The sequence below is a fragment of the Methylobacterium sp. Leaf118 genome, from assembly GCF_920984675.1.
Lineage (GTDB): Bacteria > Pseudomonadota > Alphaproteobacteria > Rhizobiales > Beijerinckiaceae > Methylobacterium.
In genome coordinates, this window is sequence record NZ_CAKLBV010000030.1 from 1 (window position 1) to 14,892 (window position 14,892).

Below are 14,892 nucleotides of genomic sequence, written 5' to 3' on the forward strand. Positions count from 1 at the left end.
GCCATGCGCGGCGGCCCGGACGGCGAGGCGGGTCCCCGCGGCGGACGCGAGGGCGGCGCCGGACGGGCGGGCGAGCCCGGCGGGCGCGACGCGGCCGGCGAGCGCGGCGGGGCCCGCGACAAGGATGGCGCCAAGGACAGCGCCAAGGATGGCTCGAAGGATGGCACGAAGGACGGAACACGGGACGGATCGAAGGAGCGCGGCGGTGAGCGGGGCGACCGCGAGGGTGGCCGGGATGGGTCGAAGGAGCGGGGTGACCGCGACGGCGGCCGGAACGGCACGAAGGAGCGCGGCGACCGGGATGGGTCGGGCGGACGCGAGGGCCGCGATGCAGCGGGCGAGCGCGGCGGCCGTGACGGCGCAGGCCGCGGCAACGTGACGGAGGCGCGTGGCGCCTCGCGCAGCCTGAACACCACCCAGCGCACCGAGTTCCGGCAGTCGATCACCCGCACCAACGTCCGCGCGGTGACGAACGTGAACTTCTCGGTGAACGTCGGCACGGCGATCCCGCGCTCGATCGGGCTGCATCCGCTGCCGCCGGCGATCCTCACCCTCGTCCCGGCCTATCGCGGTCTTCAGTTCATTCTGATCCAGGACGACATCGTCATCATCGATCCCGACACCTACGAGATCGTGGACGTCATCCCGGCCTGATCCGGGCCGGCTGAACCAACGAAAGGCGGCGGGGCCTCGGCCCCGCCGCCTTTCGTTTGCGATCGCCCGTGCCCCGTCCCGGGTCGCGGCTCTAATAGCGGCGCACGAGGCTGACGAGCTTGCCCTGGATGCGGACCCGGTCGGGTCCGAGCACGCGGGTCTCGTAGGCCGGGTTGGCGGCTTCGAGGGCGATCGAGGAGCCGCGGCGGCGCAGGCGCTTCAGCGTCGCCTCCTCGTCGTCGATCAGGGCCACGATGATGTCGCCGTTATTGGCGGTCTCCTGCTTGTGGATCACCACCAGATCCCCATCGAGGATGCCCGCCTCGATCATCGAGTCGCCGCGGACCTCGAGGGCGTAATGCTCGCCGCCGGCCAGGAAGTCCGGCGACATCGCGATCGTATGGCTCTGGCTCTCGATCGCCGAGATCGGCGTACCGGCGGCGATCCGGCCCATGACGGGCACGATCACCGGGCGGCCCTCGCCGTCCTGCGCCTGGAGCAGGGGCGCCTTCGGGGCGGGCGCACGGCCGGAGAGCCCACCCTGGACCACGGTCGGGGTGAAGCCGCGCGCCTCCGCGGGCGCCGCGGGGGCGCGGCCGGCCGGCGCCTCGGGCATGCGCAGGATCTCGAGGGCCCGGGCCCGGTTCGGCAGGCGCCGCAGGAAGCCGCGCTCCTCCAGCGCCGTGATCAAACGGTGGATGCCGGATTTCGACTTGAGATCGAGCGCGTCCTTCATCTCGTCGAAGGACGGCGGAACACCGCTCTCCTGCATCCGGGCCTGGATGAACTGGAGCAGTTCGAGTTGCTTGCGGGTCAGCATGCGGCACCTGGCATCGACCGCGGCCGAGGGTGCCGCAGAATCAGGGAAAACAAACCACGAACAGCGTAGACGTTCCACACCTGTTCTGCAAGCCGCTGTACCGGTCACCGAAGGCTGGGCCGGGACACCTCCCGCCACCGCGCCCGCCCCGGGGGGGGGGACCGTCAGCCCTGCGCGCGACGCGGGCAAAACCGCCATGCACCCGCGAAAAGCGCGTATTTAGCCTGTGCAGATGCAACAAATCCGTCCGCTGTTGCCGTGGCACGACAGACGTTCGCCAGCAGCGTTCTATCGTGGAAGGAGCCGGAAACCGTGCTGGGGACATCGATGCGGCGATGCATGCCGGGTTCCCGCACGGGTCTCAGATATGTGCCAGGGCCATGATTGACGCACGACCCACGGGCCGCAAGCCCGTTATTCTCGTCGTCGAGGATGAGCCCGACGAGCGCTTCCTCGCGGCTGAATTGCTGGAGGAGAAGGGCTTCGAGGTGATCGAGGCCGAGACGGCCGAACGGGCCCTCGACATCCTCCACGAACGCGGCGAGCGCATCGACGTGGTGTTCTCGGACGTGCGCACGCCGGGCACGATCGGCGGGTTCGAACTCGCCCGGATCATCGGCGTGACCTGGCCGCGCATCCGGTTGCTGCTGACCTCGGGCGATGCGGGCGACCAGCCCAGCGACCTGCGCGTCACGGCGACCTTCATGCCCAAGCCCTGGCGCGCGCCAGAGATCCTGACCTGGCTGGAGGAAGCCGCCGGGTTGCGCGAGACGCCGGAAGGGTAGGGGCGCCTCACACCGCCACCGGCAGGGCGGCCTGGGCACCGACGCCGAAGACGCGCTTGTAGCGCTCCACCGCGTCGGCGGGCCCCTGCGCCTTGCTCGGATTGTCGGAGATCTTCACCGTCGGGCGGCCCTCCGCCTCGGTGACCTTGCAGACGACCGAGATCGGATCGAGCCGCCCATCCGGCACGAGCCCGCGAAAGTCGTTGGTGAGCCGTGTGCCCCAGCCGTAGCCGATGCGCATGCGGCCGTGGAAATGGGCGTGGATGGCCTCGATGTCCGCGATGTCGAGCCCGTCCGAGAAGATCGCCAGCTTCTCGCGGGGGTCGCAGCCCCGGGAGCGCCAAAACGCCAAAGCTTCCTCGCCGCCCTCGATCGGCTCCTTCGAATCGATGCGGATGCCGGTCCAGGCGGTGAGCCATTCGGGTGCGCGGGCGAGGAACCCGGTGGAGCCGTAGGTGTCGGGTAGCGCCACCAGGAGGTTGCCCGCGTAATCCTGCTGCCAGTCGGCCAGCACCGCGTAGGGCGCGGCGGCGAGCGCCGCGTCGTCCTCGCCACTGAGGGCGGCGTAGACCATCGGCAGTTCGTGGGCATTGGTGCCCACCGCCTCGACCTCCCGACGCATCGCGATCAGGCAGTTCGAGGTGCCGAGAAAGGCCTTCTCGCCGAGCCCCTCGGACATCGCTTGCACGCACCAATCCTGCCACAGGAAGCCGTGCCGCCGCCGCGTGCCGAAATCGGCGATCGACAGGTCGGGGAGCCGCTTCAGGCGCTCGATCTTCTCCCAGACGCGGGTCATCGCCCGGGCGTAGAGCACCTGAAGCTCGAACTTGCCCAGGCTCCGCAGCACGGCGCGGGAGCGCATCTCGTTGAGGATCGCGAGGGCCGGCACCTCCCAGAGCGTGGTCTCGACCCAGGGACCGTGGAAGGTCAGCGCCACCTGTCCGTCGCGCACTTCCAGTTCGTAGGCGGGCAGGCGGAACTCCTCGAGCCACGCCATGAACTCGGAGGAGAGGATCTGGCGGCGGCCGTAGAAGGTGTTGCCGCGCAGCCAGGTGGATTCGCCCCGGCTGAGGCGGACCGTCCGGGCGTGGTCGAGCTGTGCGCGCAATTCCCCGAGGTCGATCTCGTCGGCCACCCGCACGCCCCGCGTGCGGTTCTGGATCGCGAAGGTGACGGCGACATCGCGGTGACGGCGGAAGATCATCTGCGCCATCAGCAGCTTGTAGAAATCCGTATCGAGCAGCGAGCGCACGATCGGGTCGATGCGAAAGTTGTGGTCGTGGACCCGCTTCGCGAGGTCGATCATGGGCCGTCCGGGTTCGGGGAAGATCGGTCGAGCTTGGGGTGTATCGTCCAGGCGATCAACGTCGTCGGGCGCGGCGCCCCGTGACAAAAAAGGCGCCCCCGCCAGAAACGGGAGCGCCGAACGTCACGGAAGGGCACGCGGCCCAGTCAGAAAAAATCAGGCGAGGTTGACCTTCTTGGTCTCGGTCTTGGGGCTCTCGCCGGTCAGCGAGGCCTTCACGTAACCGTAGAGGTGGACCATCGTGGAGGACGGGCTGTCCCAGTACTCACCCTGTTCCGGATGGATGCGGATCAGGCCGACTTCCGGATCGTCCTTGCCGTTGGGGAACCACGTCTTGAGGCTCTCCTTCCACTTCTGGTCGATCAGCGCCTGATCGCGGATCACCTCGGCCTTGCCGGCGATCGAGACGTAGGTCTGGCTGGAGGGATCCGAATAGGCCAGGTTGACCTGGTTGTCGCGACCGATCTCGGCGGTCTTCGGGCTGTGCAGCTTGGTGAAGAACCAGATATCGCCGTTCTCGTCGATGTCGTTGTTCCACATCGGGCGGCTGTTGAGCGTGCCGTCCTGGTCCGCGGTGGTCAGCATCGCGACCTTGACGTCCTTGGTGAGCTCGAAGAGCTTCTTCGCGCCCTCGTGGTCGCGATGGTTGCCCTGGTGCATGGAATCCGTTCTCCAACTCAGACAAGGGGTTGTCCCGGGGGGCACGCGGGGGGCGCGCCGCTCCGGCGATTTCCTCGACAACGGGCGAGGCCCAGGTTGGTTCAGGTCGGGTTCGGGAGGTGCGGGTGAGGCATGCGGCACGGGCGATCGCCGTTGGGCTGGCGCTGTGGGCGGGGGCCGGCGGCGCCTCAGCGGAGGTCCGCTTCGGTCCCGGCATGCGCATCGGCGGACACGATGTCTCGAATCGCCGCGTCCGCAGCGTCCATATCGAGCGGGTGAAGCGGCTGCGCGGTCCGGTCGGCTGCCGGCGCCTGCGCCACGGGGTCTATCGCCGGGGCGACGGCTCGGTCGTGCGCGGGCCGATGGAAGCGTGCAACCTGATCGCTCTCCCGCCGGGCCAGCGGCGCTGAGGTTCGGGCCGCCGGCGGATTGGTGTTTCCCGATGGCGCCGTTAGATGGACGGACGATCCGGTAGAACCGCCGCCCGATGGAGGTTTGAGTCTTGGCCATCACCCGCGACGACGTGCTGAATGCCCTCGCGACCGTCACCGTCGAGAGCGGGGGTGCCACGCTGCCCGAATCCGGCCGCCTCTCGCAGGTGGTGATCGATCCGGGTAACCGGGTGATGTTCTCGATCTCCATCGATCCGAGCGAGGCCGAACGCTTCGAGCCCATCCGCTGCGAGGCGGAGGAGCGGGTGCGCGCGGTGCCCGGCGTGGCAAGCGTGCTGGCGAGCCTCACCTCCGAGCGCGGGCCGAACACCCCGCCGCCCGCCGCGCGGCGTCCGCCGGGCGGGCCGAGTGCGCCGGCTTCCGCCGGGGCCGTGCCGCCGCGCCAGGGCAATGCCCTGCCGGGCGTGCGCCACATCGTGGCGGTGGCCTCGGGCAAGGGCGGCGTGGGCAAATCCACCACCGCCTGCAACCTCGCCCTGGCGCTCCGGGCCCAGGGGCTCCGGGTCGGTTTGCTCGACGCCGACATCTATGGCCCCTCGGTGCCCAAGCTCCTCGGCCTGTCCGGCAAGCCGCGCGTGATCGAGGGGCGGGTGCTGGAGCCGATGCAGGCCTTCGGGCTCAAGGCGATGTCGATCGGCTTCCTGATCGAGCCGGAATCCGCGATGATCTGGCGCGGGCCGATGGTGCAGTCGGCCATCACCCAGATGCTCCGCGAGGTGGCTTGGGGCGAACTCGACGTGCTCATCGTCGACATGCCCCCCGGCACGGGCGACGCCCAGCTCACCATGGCCCAGGCGACGCCGCTGTCGGGCGCCGTCATCGTCTCGACGCCGCAGGATCTCGCCCTGATCGATGCACGGCGCGGCGTGACGATGTTCCGGAAGGTCTCGGTGCCGATCCTCGGCGTGATCGAGAACATGGCGACCTTCGTCTGCCCGCATTGCGGCACGGCGTCGGCGATCTTCGGCCATGGCGGCGCCCGCCAGGAGGCGGAGCGGCTGGAGGTGCCCTTCCTCGGCGAGATCCCGCTCACCATGGCGATCCGCGAGACCTCCGATGCCGGCCGACCCGTGGTCGCGACGGATCCGGACGGGCCGCAGGCCACGGTCTACCGGACCATCGCGGACAAGCTCTGGGCCAACCTCAGCGGCGCGCCCGCGGGCCGGGCGGCCCCGCGGATCGTCATCGAGTGAGTCCGGCGCCGGTCGCCGGGACGGGCGTCCTGGGGCTCATTCTGGCCGGCGGCCTGGCCCGGCGGATGGGCGGGGGCGACAAACCCCTGACGGTGCTCGCCGGCCGGACCCTGCTGGCGCGCGTCGCCGAGCGCTTGGCGCCGCAATGCCCGGCGGGCCTCGCCCTCAGCGCCAACGGCGACCCGGAGCGCTTCCGGGCGGCCTTCGCCGGCCCGATCCTGCCCGACACGGTGCCGGACCATCCCGGCCCGCTGGCCGGCATCCTCGCCGGGCTCGAGGCCGCCGCGGGGATCGCGGGCGTGACCCACCTCGCCAGCGTGCCGGGCGACGCGCCTTTCCTGCCCCCGGACTTCGTCGCGCGCCTGACCGCGGCGGGCGACCGGCCGATCGCGCTGGCGGCCTCGGGCGAGCGGCGCCATTTCACCTCGGCCCTGTGGCCGGTCGCCCTGCGCGACGATCTGCGGGCCTGGCTGACGGCGGGCGAGCGCCGCGTCGGCGGCTTCATCTCGCGGCACGGGGCCGATGTCGTGGCGTGGCCGGTGGCGCCGGTCGATCCCTTCCTGAACCTCAACGCGCCGGACGATCTGGCGGCGGCGGAAGCCGCGCTGGCACGGGCGCCGTGAGGGCATCCGCAAAGCGGGGATCAACGGCCGGACGAGGTTGTGCGGGAAGCGCTTAATTCATATTTAAGTAACTGAAACGACGGCCTTTGGTCGCGTGTGACCGACCCCGCCCATCCCCCTCATCCTGAGGTGCCGCGACGCGGCCTCGACGGAGGGTCCCAGGGATCGCGGAGACCGCCGGAGCCCTCCCTCGAGGCCTTCGCCGCGCTCCGGCTTCTCAGGATGAGGGTGTGACCCGGACGGGGCCGGTTGCGGGATGGCCCACCCGGTCCTCCCTCCCGCCTGCCGGCGTCGCGCCGCGGGCGCATCGACGAGAACTGAGAGAGCGACGTTGGCAGACGACAAGGTTCCGACCGGGGCGGGCGCGCCGCCCCCCGCCACCGACATCAAGCCCGTCTCGATCACCGACGAGATGCGCCGGTCCTATCTCGATTACGCCATGAGCGTGATCGTGAGCCGCGCGCTGCCCGACGCGCGCGACGGCCTGAAGCCGGTGCACCGGCGCATCCTGTTCGCGGCCCACGAGAGCGGACACCTGCCCGAGCGCCGCTACGTCAAGTCGGCCCGCATCGTCGGCGACGTGATCGGTAAGTACCATCCGCACGGCGACCAATCGATCTACGACGCCTTGGTCCGGATGGCCCAGGACTTCTCGATGCGCCTCATGCTCATCGACGGGCAGGGCAATTTCGGTTCGGTCGACGGCGATCCGGCCGCGGCCATGCGCTACACCGAATCGCGCCTGGCCAAGCCCGCCAGCGCGCTCCTCTCGGACATCGACAAGAACACCGTCGATTTCCAGGCGAATTACGACGGGGAGCACGAGGAGCCGACCGTCCTGCCGGCCCGCTTCCCGAACCTGCTGGTCAACGGCGCGGGCGGCATCGCGGTGGGCATGGCCACCAACATCCCGCCGCACAATCTCGGCGAGCTGATCGACGCCTGCATCGCCCTCATCGACGATGCCAGCCTCACCATCGAGGCGCTCAACGAGATCGTGCCCGGCCCCGACTTCCCGACCGGCGGCATGATCCTCGGCCGCGCCGGTACCCGGCAGGCCTACAGCACGGGCCGCGGCTCGATCATCATGCGGGCGAAGTCCCATGTCGAGGAGCTGCGCAAGGAGCGCGAGGCGCTGATCTTCACCGAGATCCCGTATCAGGTGAACAAAGCGACGCTCGTCGAGAAGATCGCCGAGCTCGTCAAGGAGAAGCGCGTCGAGGGCATCTCGGACCTGCGCGATGAATCCGACCGCGACGGCATGCGCATCGTGGTCGAGATCAAGCGCGACGCCATGGCCGACGTCGTCCTGAACCAGCTCTACCGCTACACGCCGCTGCAGTCCTCGTTCGGCTGCAACATGGTGGCGCTGAACGGCGGGCGCCCCGAGCTGATGAACCTGAAGGACCTGCTGCTGGCCTTCAACGATTTCCGCGAGGAGGTCGTCTCAAGGCGCACCAAGTTCCTGCTCAACAAGGCCCGCGAGCGGGCCCACGTGCTGTGCGGTCTGGCGATCGCGGTCGCCAATATCGACGAGGTGATCCGCCTGATCCGCACCTCGCCGGACCCGAACACCGCCCGCGAGGCGCTGATGGCCCGCCACTGGCCGGCCCACGACATCGCCCCGCTGATCGCGCTGGTGGACGATCCGCGCTACCGGGTCGCCGAGGACGGCACCTATCGCCTCTCGGAGATCCAGGCCCGGGCGATCCTCGATCTGCGCCTGCAGCGCCTCACGGCTCTGGGCCGCGACGAGGTCGGGGACGAGTTGAAAAAGCTCGCCGACGAGATCGCCGACTATCTCGACATCCTGCGCTCGCGCCTGCGCGTCCAGGCGATCGTCAAGCAGGAGCTGGCCGAGGTGCGCGAGCAATTCGCGACGCCGCGCCGGACCGAGATCATCGATTCCGATTTCAGCGTCGAGGACGAGGACCTGATCGCCCGCGAGGACATGGTCGTGACCGTGTCCCATGCCGGCTACGTCAAGCGCGTCCCGCTCTCGACCTACCGGGCGCAGAAGCGCGGCGGCAAGGGTCGCTCCGGCATGGCGACCCGCGACGAGGACTTCGTCACGCGGCTGTTCGTGGCCAGCACCCACACGCCGGTGCTGTTCTTCTCCGACCAGGGCCAGGCCTACAAGGAGAAGGTCTGGCGCCTGCCCATCGCCGCCCCGAACGCCCGGGGCAAGGCGCTCGTCAACATCCTGCACCTGCAGAACGAGGGCGAGCGCATCTCCACCATCATGCCGCTGCCCGAGGACGAGACGTCCTGGGACACGCTCGACGTGATGTTCGCCACCGCCTCCGGCACTGTCCGCCGCAACAAGCTGTCGGACTTCACGGTGGTGAACCGCAACGGCAAGATCGCCATGAAGCTCGATCCGGGCGACCACATCGTCCATGTCGAGATCTGCCGCCCCGAGCAGAACGTGCTGCTGACGACCGCCCTGGGGCAGTGCATCCGCTTCCCCGTCGAGGACGTGCGCGTCTTCAAGGGCCGCGATTCCACCGGCGTGCGCGGGATCAACCTGGCCAAGGACGACACCGTCATCTCCATGGCGATCCTCAACGCCTTCGACGCGACGCCGGAGGAGCGGGCCGGCTACCTGAAGATGCGCCGTGCCGTCATCGGCGGGGAGGGCGAGGCCGAGGAGGCCCCCGACGCCGAGGAGGCGACCGGGGAGGCCGCGATCTCGGCGGAGCGCTACACCGAGATGAGCGCGGCCGAGCAGTTCGTGCTGACCCTGTCCGAGCGCGGCTTCGGCAAGCGCTCGTCCTCCTACGAGTACCGGACCTCGGGCCGGGGCGGCAAAGGCATCACGGCAATGCGGGTCAACCCCCGCAACGGCCACCTCGTCGCCTCCTTCCCCGTGGAGGCCTCCGACCAGATCATGCTGGTGACGAATGCCGGCCAGCTCATCCGCGTGCCGGTGGACGACATCCGCATCGTCGGCCGCGCCTCGCAGGGCGTCACGGTGTTCAACACCGACAAGGCCGAGAAGGTCGTCTCGGTGGAGCATATCGAGGGCGAGGACGGAGCGGACGAGGGCGAGGAGGCCTGAGCAGCCTCACGCCGGCACCGGTCTCGCGCCCGTCATCCCGGGGCCGCGCAGCGAAACCCGGAATGATGGGCCACGGAAACCCGTCGGGTTCCGTTCGCCCCGAAAATGCTCTAGGCCCCTTCCCGTGACGACCCGTACCGCGCTCTACGCCGGATCGTTCGATCCGGTCACCAACGGCCACCTCGACGTGGTGCGCCAAGCCTGCCGGCTGGTGCCGCGGCTGGTGCTCGCCATCGGCGTGCATCCGGGCAAGGCGCCCCTGTTCACGGCCGAGGAGCGGGCAGCGCTGCTGCGCGAGACCTGCGCGCCGCTCGCGGCCGCCGAGGGCGCGGCGCTCGACGTCGTCACCTTCGACGATCTCGCCGTCTCGGCCGCCCGGCGTTGCGGCGCCCGCCTGTTCATCCGCGGCCTGCGCGACGGGACCGATCTCGACTACGAGATGCAGCTCGCCGGCATGAACGGCGCCATGGCCCCCGAGGTCCAGACCGTCTTCCTGCCCGCCTCCACCGGCGTGCGGCCGATCACCGCCACCCTGGTGCGCCAGATCGCCGCCATGGGGGGCGACGTCACCCCCTTCGTGCCGCACGCCGTCGCCGTGCGGCTGGCCGCCCGCTTCGCCCAAGGCCGCTCGCAAGCCTGATCCCGATCCCGATTCCGGAGTCATCATCCGCATGAACCGCCGTCACGCCGTCCTCGGTCTCGCGCTGAGCGCCACCCTCGCCTCCGGCCTGTTCGCCCCGTCCGCACGGGCCGGCGAGAACACCGTCATTCTCGAGACCAAGGACGGCCGCATCACCATCGAGCTGCGTCCGGAGATCGCGCCCAAGCACGTCAAGCAGATCAAGACGCTCGTCGGCCAGGGCTTCTACGACGGCCTGAAATTCCACCGCGTCATCGACGGCTTCATGGTCCAGACCGGCGACCCGAAGGGCAACGGCACCGGCGGCTCCAGCCTGCCCAACATTCCGGCCGAGTTCTCCTCGGCCCCGTTCAAGCGCGGCACGGTCGGCATGGCCCGCTCGGGCAGCCCGAACTCGGCCAACTCGCAGTTCTTCATCTGCCTGGGCGACGCCGATTTCCTGAACAACAACTACACCGTCGTCGGCGTCGTCACCTCCGGCATGGATGTGGTCGACAAGATCAAGAAGGGGTCCAAGGGCGACAACGGCTCGGTGCAGAACCCCGACAAGATCGTGAAGATGTCGCTCGGACAGTGACGGGCGCGGGAGAGGGCCGATCTCCGGGCACGCCCCCTTCCGCCGCGCGGCCCTCGGCGGCGCGGCCCTGGTCCTGCTCGGGCCGGGCAGCGCCGATGCGTTCGGGACCCTTGAACCCTGGCGCACGCTGCCGCAGACCCTGCGGGGCACGCTGCGGGTGCCGCTGCGCGCGAGCGAGACCGGGCCGGGACCGGTCGATACCCTGAAGGACCTATTCCCGGCGCTCGCCGCCTGCTGGGAGGCGCCCGAGGGCCTGGCCAAGTTCGAGCGCACCGAGATCACGGCGCGCCTCGCGCTGCGCCGGGACGGCTCGGTGATCGGCACGCCGCGGATCACCTTCTCGCAGATTCCGGGCGACACACGCGCCCGGGACATCCTGGTGCGGGCGACGCTCGACGCGATCGCGCGCTGCACGCCGGTCCGGCTCACGCCGAGCCTCGGCGGAGCCATCGCGGGGCGCCCCCTGGCGCTGCGCTTCATCTACGACGGACCCAGAGGACAGGGAATTTAATCATGGCCGACATCAACGAGACCATCGTCCTGGAAACCACCAAGGGCCGCGTCGTCATCGCGCTGCGCCCCGACCTCGCCCCGAACCACGTCGAGCGGATCAAGACCCTGACGGGCCAGGGCTTCTACGACGGCGTGCCGTTCCACCGCGTCATCGACGGCTTCATGGCCCAGACCGGCGACCCGACCGGCACCGGTTCGGGCGGTTCGGACCTGCCGGACCTCAACGCCGAGTTCAACGCCGAACCGCATGTGCGCGGCACCTGCTCGATGGCGCGCACCAACTTCCCGCACTCGGCGAATTCGCAGTTCTTCATCTGCTTCTCGGACGCCCGCTTCCTCGACCGCCAGTACACGGTGTGGGGCAAGGTGATCGAGGGCATGGACGTCGTCGACACGATCAAGCGCGGCGAGCCCGTGAACGATCCCGACCGCATCGTGAAGGCCACCGTCGCGGCGGCCTGATTCGTCCGGGACGGCGCGGCGCCGGGATCTCGCCCGGCGCCGCCTCTCGTTTCAGCCGGCGGCCTGCGCCGCCGCGCGCTTGGCGGCCGCCTTCCTGCGCCACGGCGCGTCGGCCTCCCAGTCGCCGGCCATGATGGAGCCGTAGGGCTCGACCCGGTCGACGACCTCCGCCAGATCGTACGTGGCGATCTGGGCGCGCAGGCGGGCCGCGTCCTTGTAGGCGCCCGGAAGCTCCGACAAATCGGGCCGTCCGCAGAAGAAGCGCACGTCGATGCCCTCGGGCAGGGACGGGGCGTTCTCCCGCAGATAGGCCCTGCGGCTCATGTTGCGGCCCGCCCCGTGCGGGGCGAAACCGAGTGCGGCCGGTTGGTCGCGGTGGCGGGCGATCAGGATCGGCTCGGCCATGTTGAGCGGGATCAGCGTGCGCCCGTCATCGTCGGCCGAGAACCCCCGCCACGACGGGGTCGCCCCCTTGCCGTGGTAGTAGAGCCCGTCGTCGCGGCGGAACACGAAGTTGTGCTCGTTCCAGAACCGGTCCGCGACCGCGTTGCCCAGCATGCGCGCCACCCGGTCGTGGAGCGCGTAATGACTGGCCTTGGTCCAGTCCCTGACCACCTGCAGGGCCTCCCAATAGGCCCGGCCGTCGTCGGATTCCGCCCGGATCCAGGCGTTGTGCGCCGGGATCCGCGGGGCGACGATGGCCGTGTGCCGACGCGCGACCGCCATGCCCTTCCTGTAGAGCTGCGCCCCGAGCCCGCGTGAGCCGTGATGGGTGACGAGCGCCACCTGCCCCGTCGAGGCGAGATGCCCGACGAAGGCGAAGTGGTTGCCGTCGCCCTGGCTGGCGAAATGGCCGACCGCGATGTTGGCAAACTCCGCGAGGAAGCGGTTGCCCATCACCCCGGCCATCACCGCGTCCGGCGGCCTGACCACGCCGTGGCGTCCGCCGGGCCCGAAATGCGTCACCGCCTGCATCGCGTCGAGGACCCGCTTCGGATCGTCGGCCCGACGAAACACCGTGATCGCCACCGAGCAGCAGATGTCGGCCGAGTGGAAGCCCGGATGGATCGCGTCCGCGCAGGCGACCGCGCCGCCGACCGGGATCGTGCCCTCCGCGGAGCCCGACGGGCAGGCATCCGGCATCACCGCGCCCTTGACGATGGTCGGCACCCGCATGAGCGCATCCATGTGGGCGATGACGGCGGCCGCGTTCGCCCGCTCGGCCTCCGTCTCGGCATCGAGGAAGACGCCGAACTCGAGGGCGTTGGTACGCAAGGCGAGCGGGTTGGCAGAGGGCTCGGTCGCGCGCAGATGCGCGCGGATCGCCGCATCGTCGGCGCCTTCCGCCCGCATGGCGTTGGCGATGGCCACCGCCGGCTTGAACCACGCACCGGGCTCGAAGCCCCAGGCGATGAGGTCGCGTCCGTTGATCGCGGTCATGATACCGCTCCATTTTCCCATGTTGTGAGGGTCCTCGAAAGGGGGGCGGGCGGCGCGAGGCCGTCCGCTCCCCTCCGTTCACGCGCGGAGAAAATCCGCGATCAGTGCGGGCGCCGCCGTGTCGAAGCCGACCACGTCGAGCATCCCGGCATCCTCCGGGTCGGCGATGCTGAAGCCGTTGGAGACGAGCCCCACGACCACGAGCTTGGCCGGAATCCCGGTCTTCGCCCGGTAGTCCCGCAGCGCCTCGACCGGATGGACCGGGCCGGCCCAGGTCTCCGAATCCGTGTAGACCACGAACCCGTCGGCCCGGACGCCCCGCTCCAGCGCCCACCGCATCGGCAGCGAACAATCCGTCCCGCCGAAGGGCAGGCCGGCGGTCGCCGCCACTGCCTGGTCGAGCCGCAGGGACGGCCCGATCGGCAGGGCGGTCAGCGCGGCCCCCTGATGCCAGGACCGGCCGGGCTCGGCGGTGAAGCCGAGCACCTGCCAGTGCTCCTCCGTCGCCGCGGTGACGAGCGCCATCGCGGCGGCCGCCTCCCGGGGCGTCAGGGCCGTGCCCGCGACCGCTCCGCTCGCCATCGAGCCCGACACGTCGAGCGCCAGGACGAGGCGCCGGCCGGTCGGCTCGACGCCCGCGAAGGCGGTGTAGAAGGCCGCGTTCAGCGCCTCGACGATCTGCGCCACCGGCTCCCAGGAGAGCCGGCCGCGCAGGCCGCGCCCCGACGCGTAGGTCTGGAGCGCGATCAGCAGCGCCATCGGATGCAGGCGCGCCTTGAGCAGGCGCTCCCGGTCCGACAGCACGCCGACCACATGGGCGGTCCCCGGCGAGAAGGGCGCGAGCGCCCCCGACGCGGTGAGCCGGCCGAGCTGGCGCACCAGGGCACCGACCGGCATGCGCTCGATCAGGGCTTCGTTCACCGCGCGGCTCGTCATCAGCCCCGTCGGCAGCGCCTCCCAGGGTAGGCCGTGCGAGCGCACCTGCGCCGCCGCGAAGGCCCCGTCGACGCCGTCCGTCTGCACGGCGGCGAAGGCGTGGACGAGGGCGGGCAGGTCCTCGGTCAGCGTGCCGCGGCAGATCCAGTCGAACAGCGCCTTCCGTGGCCGCTCCTCCGTCTCCGGATGCGCGAGCCGCAGGAGGTCGCGGTGCGTCCAGCCCTGGCGGGACCGGTACTTGACCGCCTGGTAGGCGAGCGCCTCCACGGACTTCGCCCGGTACCAGTCGCCGACCGCGCGCCGCAGGCCCCGGCCCCAGCCGCGCATCACCTCGACGGCGTCGGCGAACTGGAACAGATGCGTGCCGGTGCGGCAGACCCGGGGCAGGGCGGCGAGCGCGAGGCGACGAGTCGCCTCGGCCTCCGCGGAGGCCGCCAGCGCGAGGGCGAAGATCGCCGGGCCCTGCTTGGGAGCCCGCCCCGCCTCGCTGACCGCGACGATGGCCGCCACCGCCCGCGCCCCGTCCTCGGCGATGCAGCGCATCACCGCGACGGCGTTCTCCCGCGTCATCGCCTGCTCGCCGGCGTAGTACGCGCCACCCTCGGCGCCCAGCACCAGGAAGCGGTCGAGCCGCGCCCAGTCGCTGATCGCGAAGGAATGGCCGCCGGCCGCGTTCGGCACGGTGCGGGGGATCGGCTCCGACTGCGGATTGCGCCGGAGCGAGAACAGCTTTCCATGGTTCAACATCGCTCGCTCCTTTCGCCGCGGGG

Annotated in this window: 15 protein-coding genes; 10 read left to right on the forward strand and 5 right to left on the reverse strand. The window is 70.5% G+C overall.

Annotated elements, in window-relative coordinates; genetic code table 11:
• Positions 1 to 3: 3 nt before the first annotated feature.
• Positions 4 to 654 (forward strand): DUF1236 domain-containing protein, encoded by a 651-nt coding sequence (locus LW587_RS13925; protein ID WP_232630236.1) that lies wholly within the window; start codon positions 4 to 6, stop codon positions 652 to 654.
• A gap of 91 nt (positions 655 to 745) precedes the next feature.
• On the opposite strand, the gene lexA is transcribed toward LW587_RS13925, so the two are convergent.
• A complete protein-coding gene (lexA, locus tag LW587_RS13930) occupies positions 746 to 1,474 on the reverse strand; it encodes a transcriptional repressor LexA (protein ID WP_232630190.1) in 729 nt (242 codons plus the stop codon).
• 380 nt (positions 1,475 to 1,854) lie between these two features.
• Between lexA and LW587_RS13935 the strand changes: the two genes are divergently transcribed.
• Positions 1,855 to 2,259: a response regulator gene (locus LW587_RS13935; RefSeq protein ID WP_232630191.1), complete on the forward strand. Its 405-nt coding sequence runs from the start codon at positions 1,855 to 1,857 to the stop codon at positions 2,257 to 2,259.
• Positions 2,260 to 2,266: 7 nt separating this feature from the next.
• Here LW587_RS13935 and LW587_RS13940 read toward each other — a convergent pair whose 3' ends face one another.
• Together LW587_RS13940 and LW587_RS13945 are read right to left on the reverse strand one after the other, a co-directional pair.
• On the reverse strand, positions 2,267 to 3,565 hold the full coding sequence (locus LW587_RS13940) for a nicotinate phosphoribosyltransferase (RefSeq protein WP_232630192.1): 1,299 nt from the start codon (positions 3,563 to 3,565) through the stop codon (positions 2,267 to 2,269).
• Positions 3,566 to 3,721: 156 nt separating this feature from the next.
• Positions 3,722 to 4,225 carry a pyridoxamine 5'-phosphate oxidase family protein gene (locus tag LW587_RS13945; RefSeq protein ID WP_232630193.1) on the reverse strand — a complete coding sequence of 168 codons (504 nt, stop codon included), beginning with the start codon at positions 4,223 to 4,225 and terminating at the stop codon, positions 3,722 to 3,724.
• A 215-nt stretch (positions 4,226 to 4,440) separates the two neighbouring features.
• On the opposite strand from LW587_RS13945, the gene LW587_RS13950 reads away from it, so the two are divergent.
• The 8 genes from LW587_RS13950 (at position 4,441) to LW587_RS13985 (ending at position 11,746) form a co-directional block, all read left to right on the forward strand.
• The gene (locus LW587_RS13950; RefSeq protein WP_232630237.1) at positions 4,441 to 4,635 is read left to right on the forward strand and encodes a hypothetical protein; all 195 of its coding nucleotides are present in this window, start codon (positions 4,441 to 4,443) and stop codon (positions 4,633 to 4,635) included.
• 92 nt (positions 4,636 to 4,727) lie between these two features.
• Entirely contained in the window at positions 4,728 to 5,870 is a 1,143-nt protein-coding gene (locus LW587_RS13955) for an Mrp/NBP35 family ATP-binding protein (RefSeq protein WP_232630194.1), read from the forward strand.
• Positions 5,867 to 6,493, forward strand: coding sequence for a molybdenum cofactor guanylyltransferase MobA (gene mobA, locus LW587_RS13960; protein WP_269780332.1), 627 nt, complete (start codon positions 5,867 to 5,869; stop codon positions 6,491 to 6,493). The genes LW587_RS13955 and mobA overlap by 4 nt, the downstream gene beginning before the upstream one ends.
• 331 nt (positions 6,494 to 6,824) lie before the next feature.
• Entirely contained in the window at positions 6,825 to 9,554 is a 2,730-nt protein-coding gene (gyrA, locus tag LW587_RS13965; protein ID WP_232630195.1) for a DNA gyrase subunit A, read from the forward strand.
• 124 nt (positions 9,555 to 9,678) lie between these two features.
• On the forward strand, positions 9,679 to 10,194 hold the full coding sequence (coaD, locus tag LW587_RS13970; protein WP_232630196.1) for a pantetheine-phosphate adenylyltransferase: 516 nt from the start codon (positions 9,679 to 9,681) through the stop codon (positions 10,192 to 10,194).
• A gap of 31 nt (positions 10,195 to 10,225) precedes the next feature.
• On the forward strand, positions 10,226 to 10,771 hold the full coding sequence (locus LW587_RS13975) for a peptidylprolyl isomerase (RefSeq protein WP_232630197.1): 546 nt from the start codon (positions 10,226 to 10,228) through the stop codon (positions 10,769 to 10,771).
• A 67-nt stretch (positions 10,772 to 10,838) separates the two neighbouring features.
• The gene (locus LW587_RS13980; RefSeq protein ID WP_232630239.1) at positions 10,839 to 11,282 is read left to right on the forward strand and encodes a hypothetical protein; all 444 of its coding nucleotides are present in this window, start codon (positions 10,839 to 10,841) and stop codon (positions 11,280 to 11,282) included.
• 2 nt (positions 11,283 to 11,284) lie between these two features.
• The gene (locus LW587_RS13985) at positions 11,285 to 11,746 is read left to right on the forward strand and encodes a peptidylprolyl isomerase (RefSeq protein ID WP_232630198.1); all 462 of its coding nucleotides are present in this window, start codon (positions 11,285 to 11,287) and stop codon (positions 11,744 to 11,746) included.
• A 51-nt stretch (positions 11,747 to 11,797) separates the two neighbouring features.
• Here LW587_RS13985 and LW587_RS13990 read toward each other — a convergent pair whose 3' ends face one another.
• Positions 11,798 to 13,186: an RtcB family protein gene (locus LW587_RS13990; protein ID WP_232630199.1), complete on the reverse strand. Its 1,389-nt coding sequence runs from the start codon at positions 13,184 to 13,186 to the stop codon at positions 11,798 to 11,800.
• A 78-nt stretch (positions 13,187 to 13,264) separates the two neighbouring features.
• Positions 13,265 to 14,869, reverse strand: a complete 1,605-nt coding sequence (locus tag LW587_RS13995) for a TROVE domain-containing protein (protein ID WP_232630200.1) — start codon at positions 14,867 to 14,869, stop codon at positions 13,265 to 13,267.
• Positions 14,870 to 14,892 lie beyond the last annotated feature (23 nt).

Coding starts and splice junctions, on each gene's coding strand:
- LW587_RS13925 (WP_232630236.1), top strand. CDS start 4: ATGCGCGGCGGCCCGGACGGCGAGGCGGGTCCCCGCGGCGGACGCGAG.
- lexA (WP_232630190.1), bottom strand. CDS start 1,474: ATGCTGACCCGCAAGCAACTCGAACTGCTCCAGTTCATCCAGGCCCGG.
- LW587_RS13935 (WP_232630191.1), top strand. CDS start 1,855: ATGATTGACGCACGACCCACGGGCCGCAAGCCCGTTATTCTCGTCGTC.
- LW587_RS13940 (WP_232630192.1), bottom strand. CDS start 3,565: ATGATCGACCTCGCGAAGCGGGTCCACGACCACAACTTTCGCATCGAC.
- LW587_RS13945 (WP_232630193.1), bottom strand. CDS start 4,225: ATGCACCAGGGCAACCATCGCGACCACGAGGGCGCGAAGAAGCTCTTC.
- LW587_RS13950 (WP_232630237.1), top strand. CDS start 4,441: ATGCGCATCGGCGGACACGATGTCTCGAATCGCCGCGTCCGCAGCGTC.
- LW587_RS13975 (WP_232630197.1), top strand. CDS start 10,226: ATGAACCGCCGTCACGCCGTCCTCGGTCTCGCGCTGAGCGCCACCCTC.
- LW587_RS13985 (WP_232630198.1), top strand. CDS start 11,285: ATGGCCGACATCAACGAGACCATCGTCCTGGAAACCACCAAGGGCCGC.
- LW587_RS13990 (WP_232630199.1), bottom strand. CDS start 13,186: ATGACCGCGATCAACGGACGCGACCTCATCGCCTGGGGCTTCGAGCCC.
- LW587_RS13995 (WP_232630200.1), bottom strand. CDS start 14,869: ATGTTGAACCATGGAAAGCTGTTCTCGCTCCGGCGCAATCCGCAGTCG.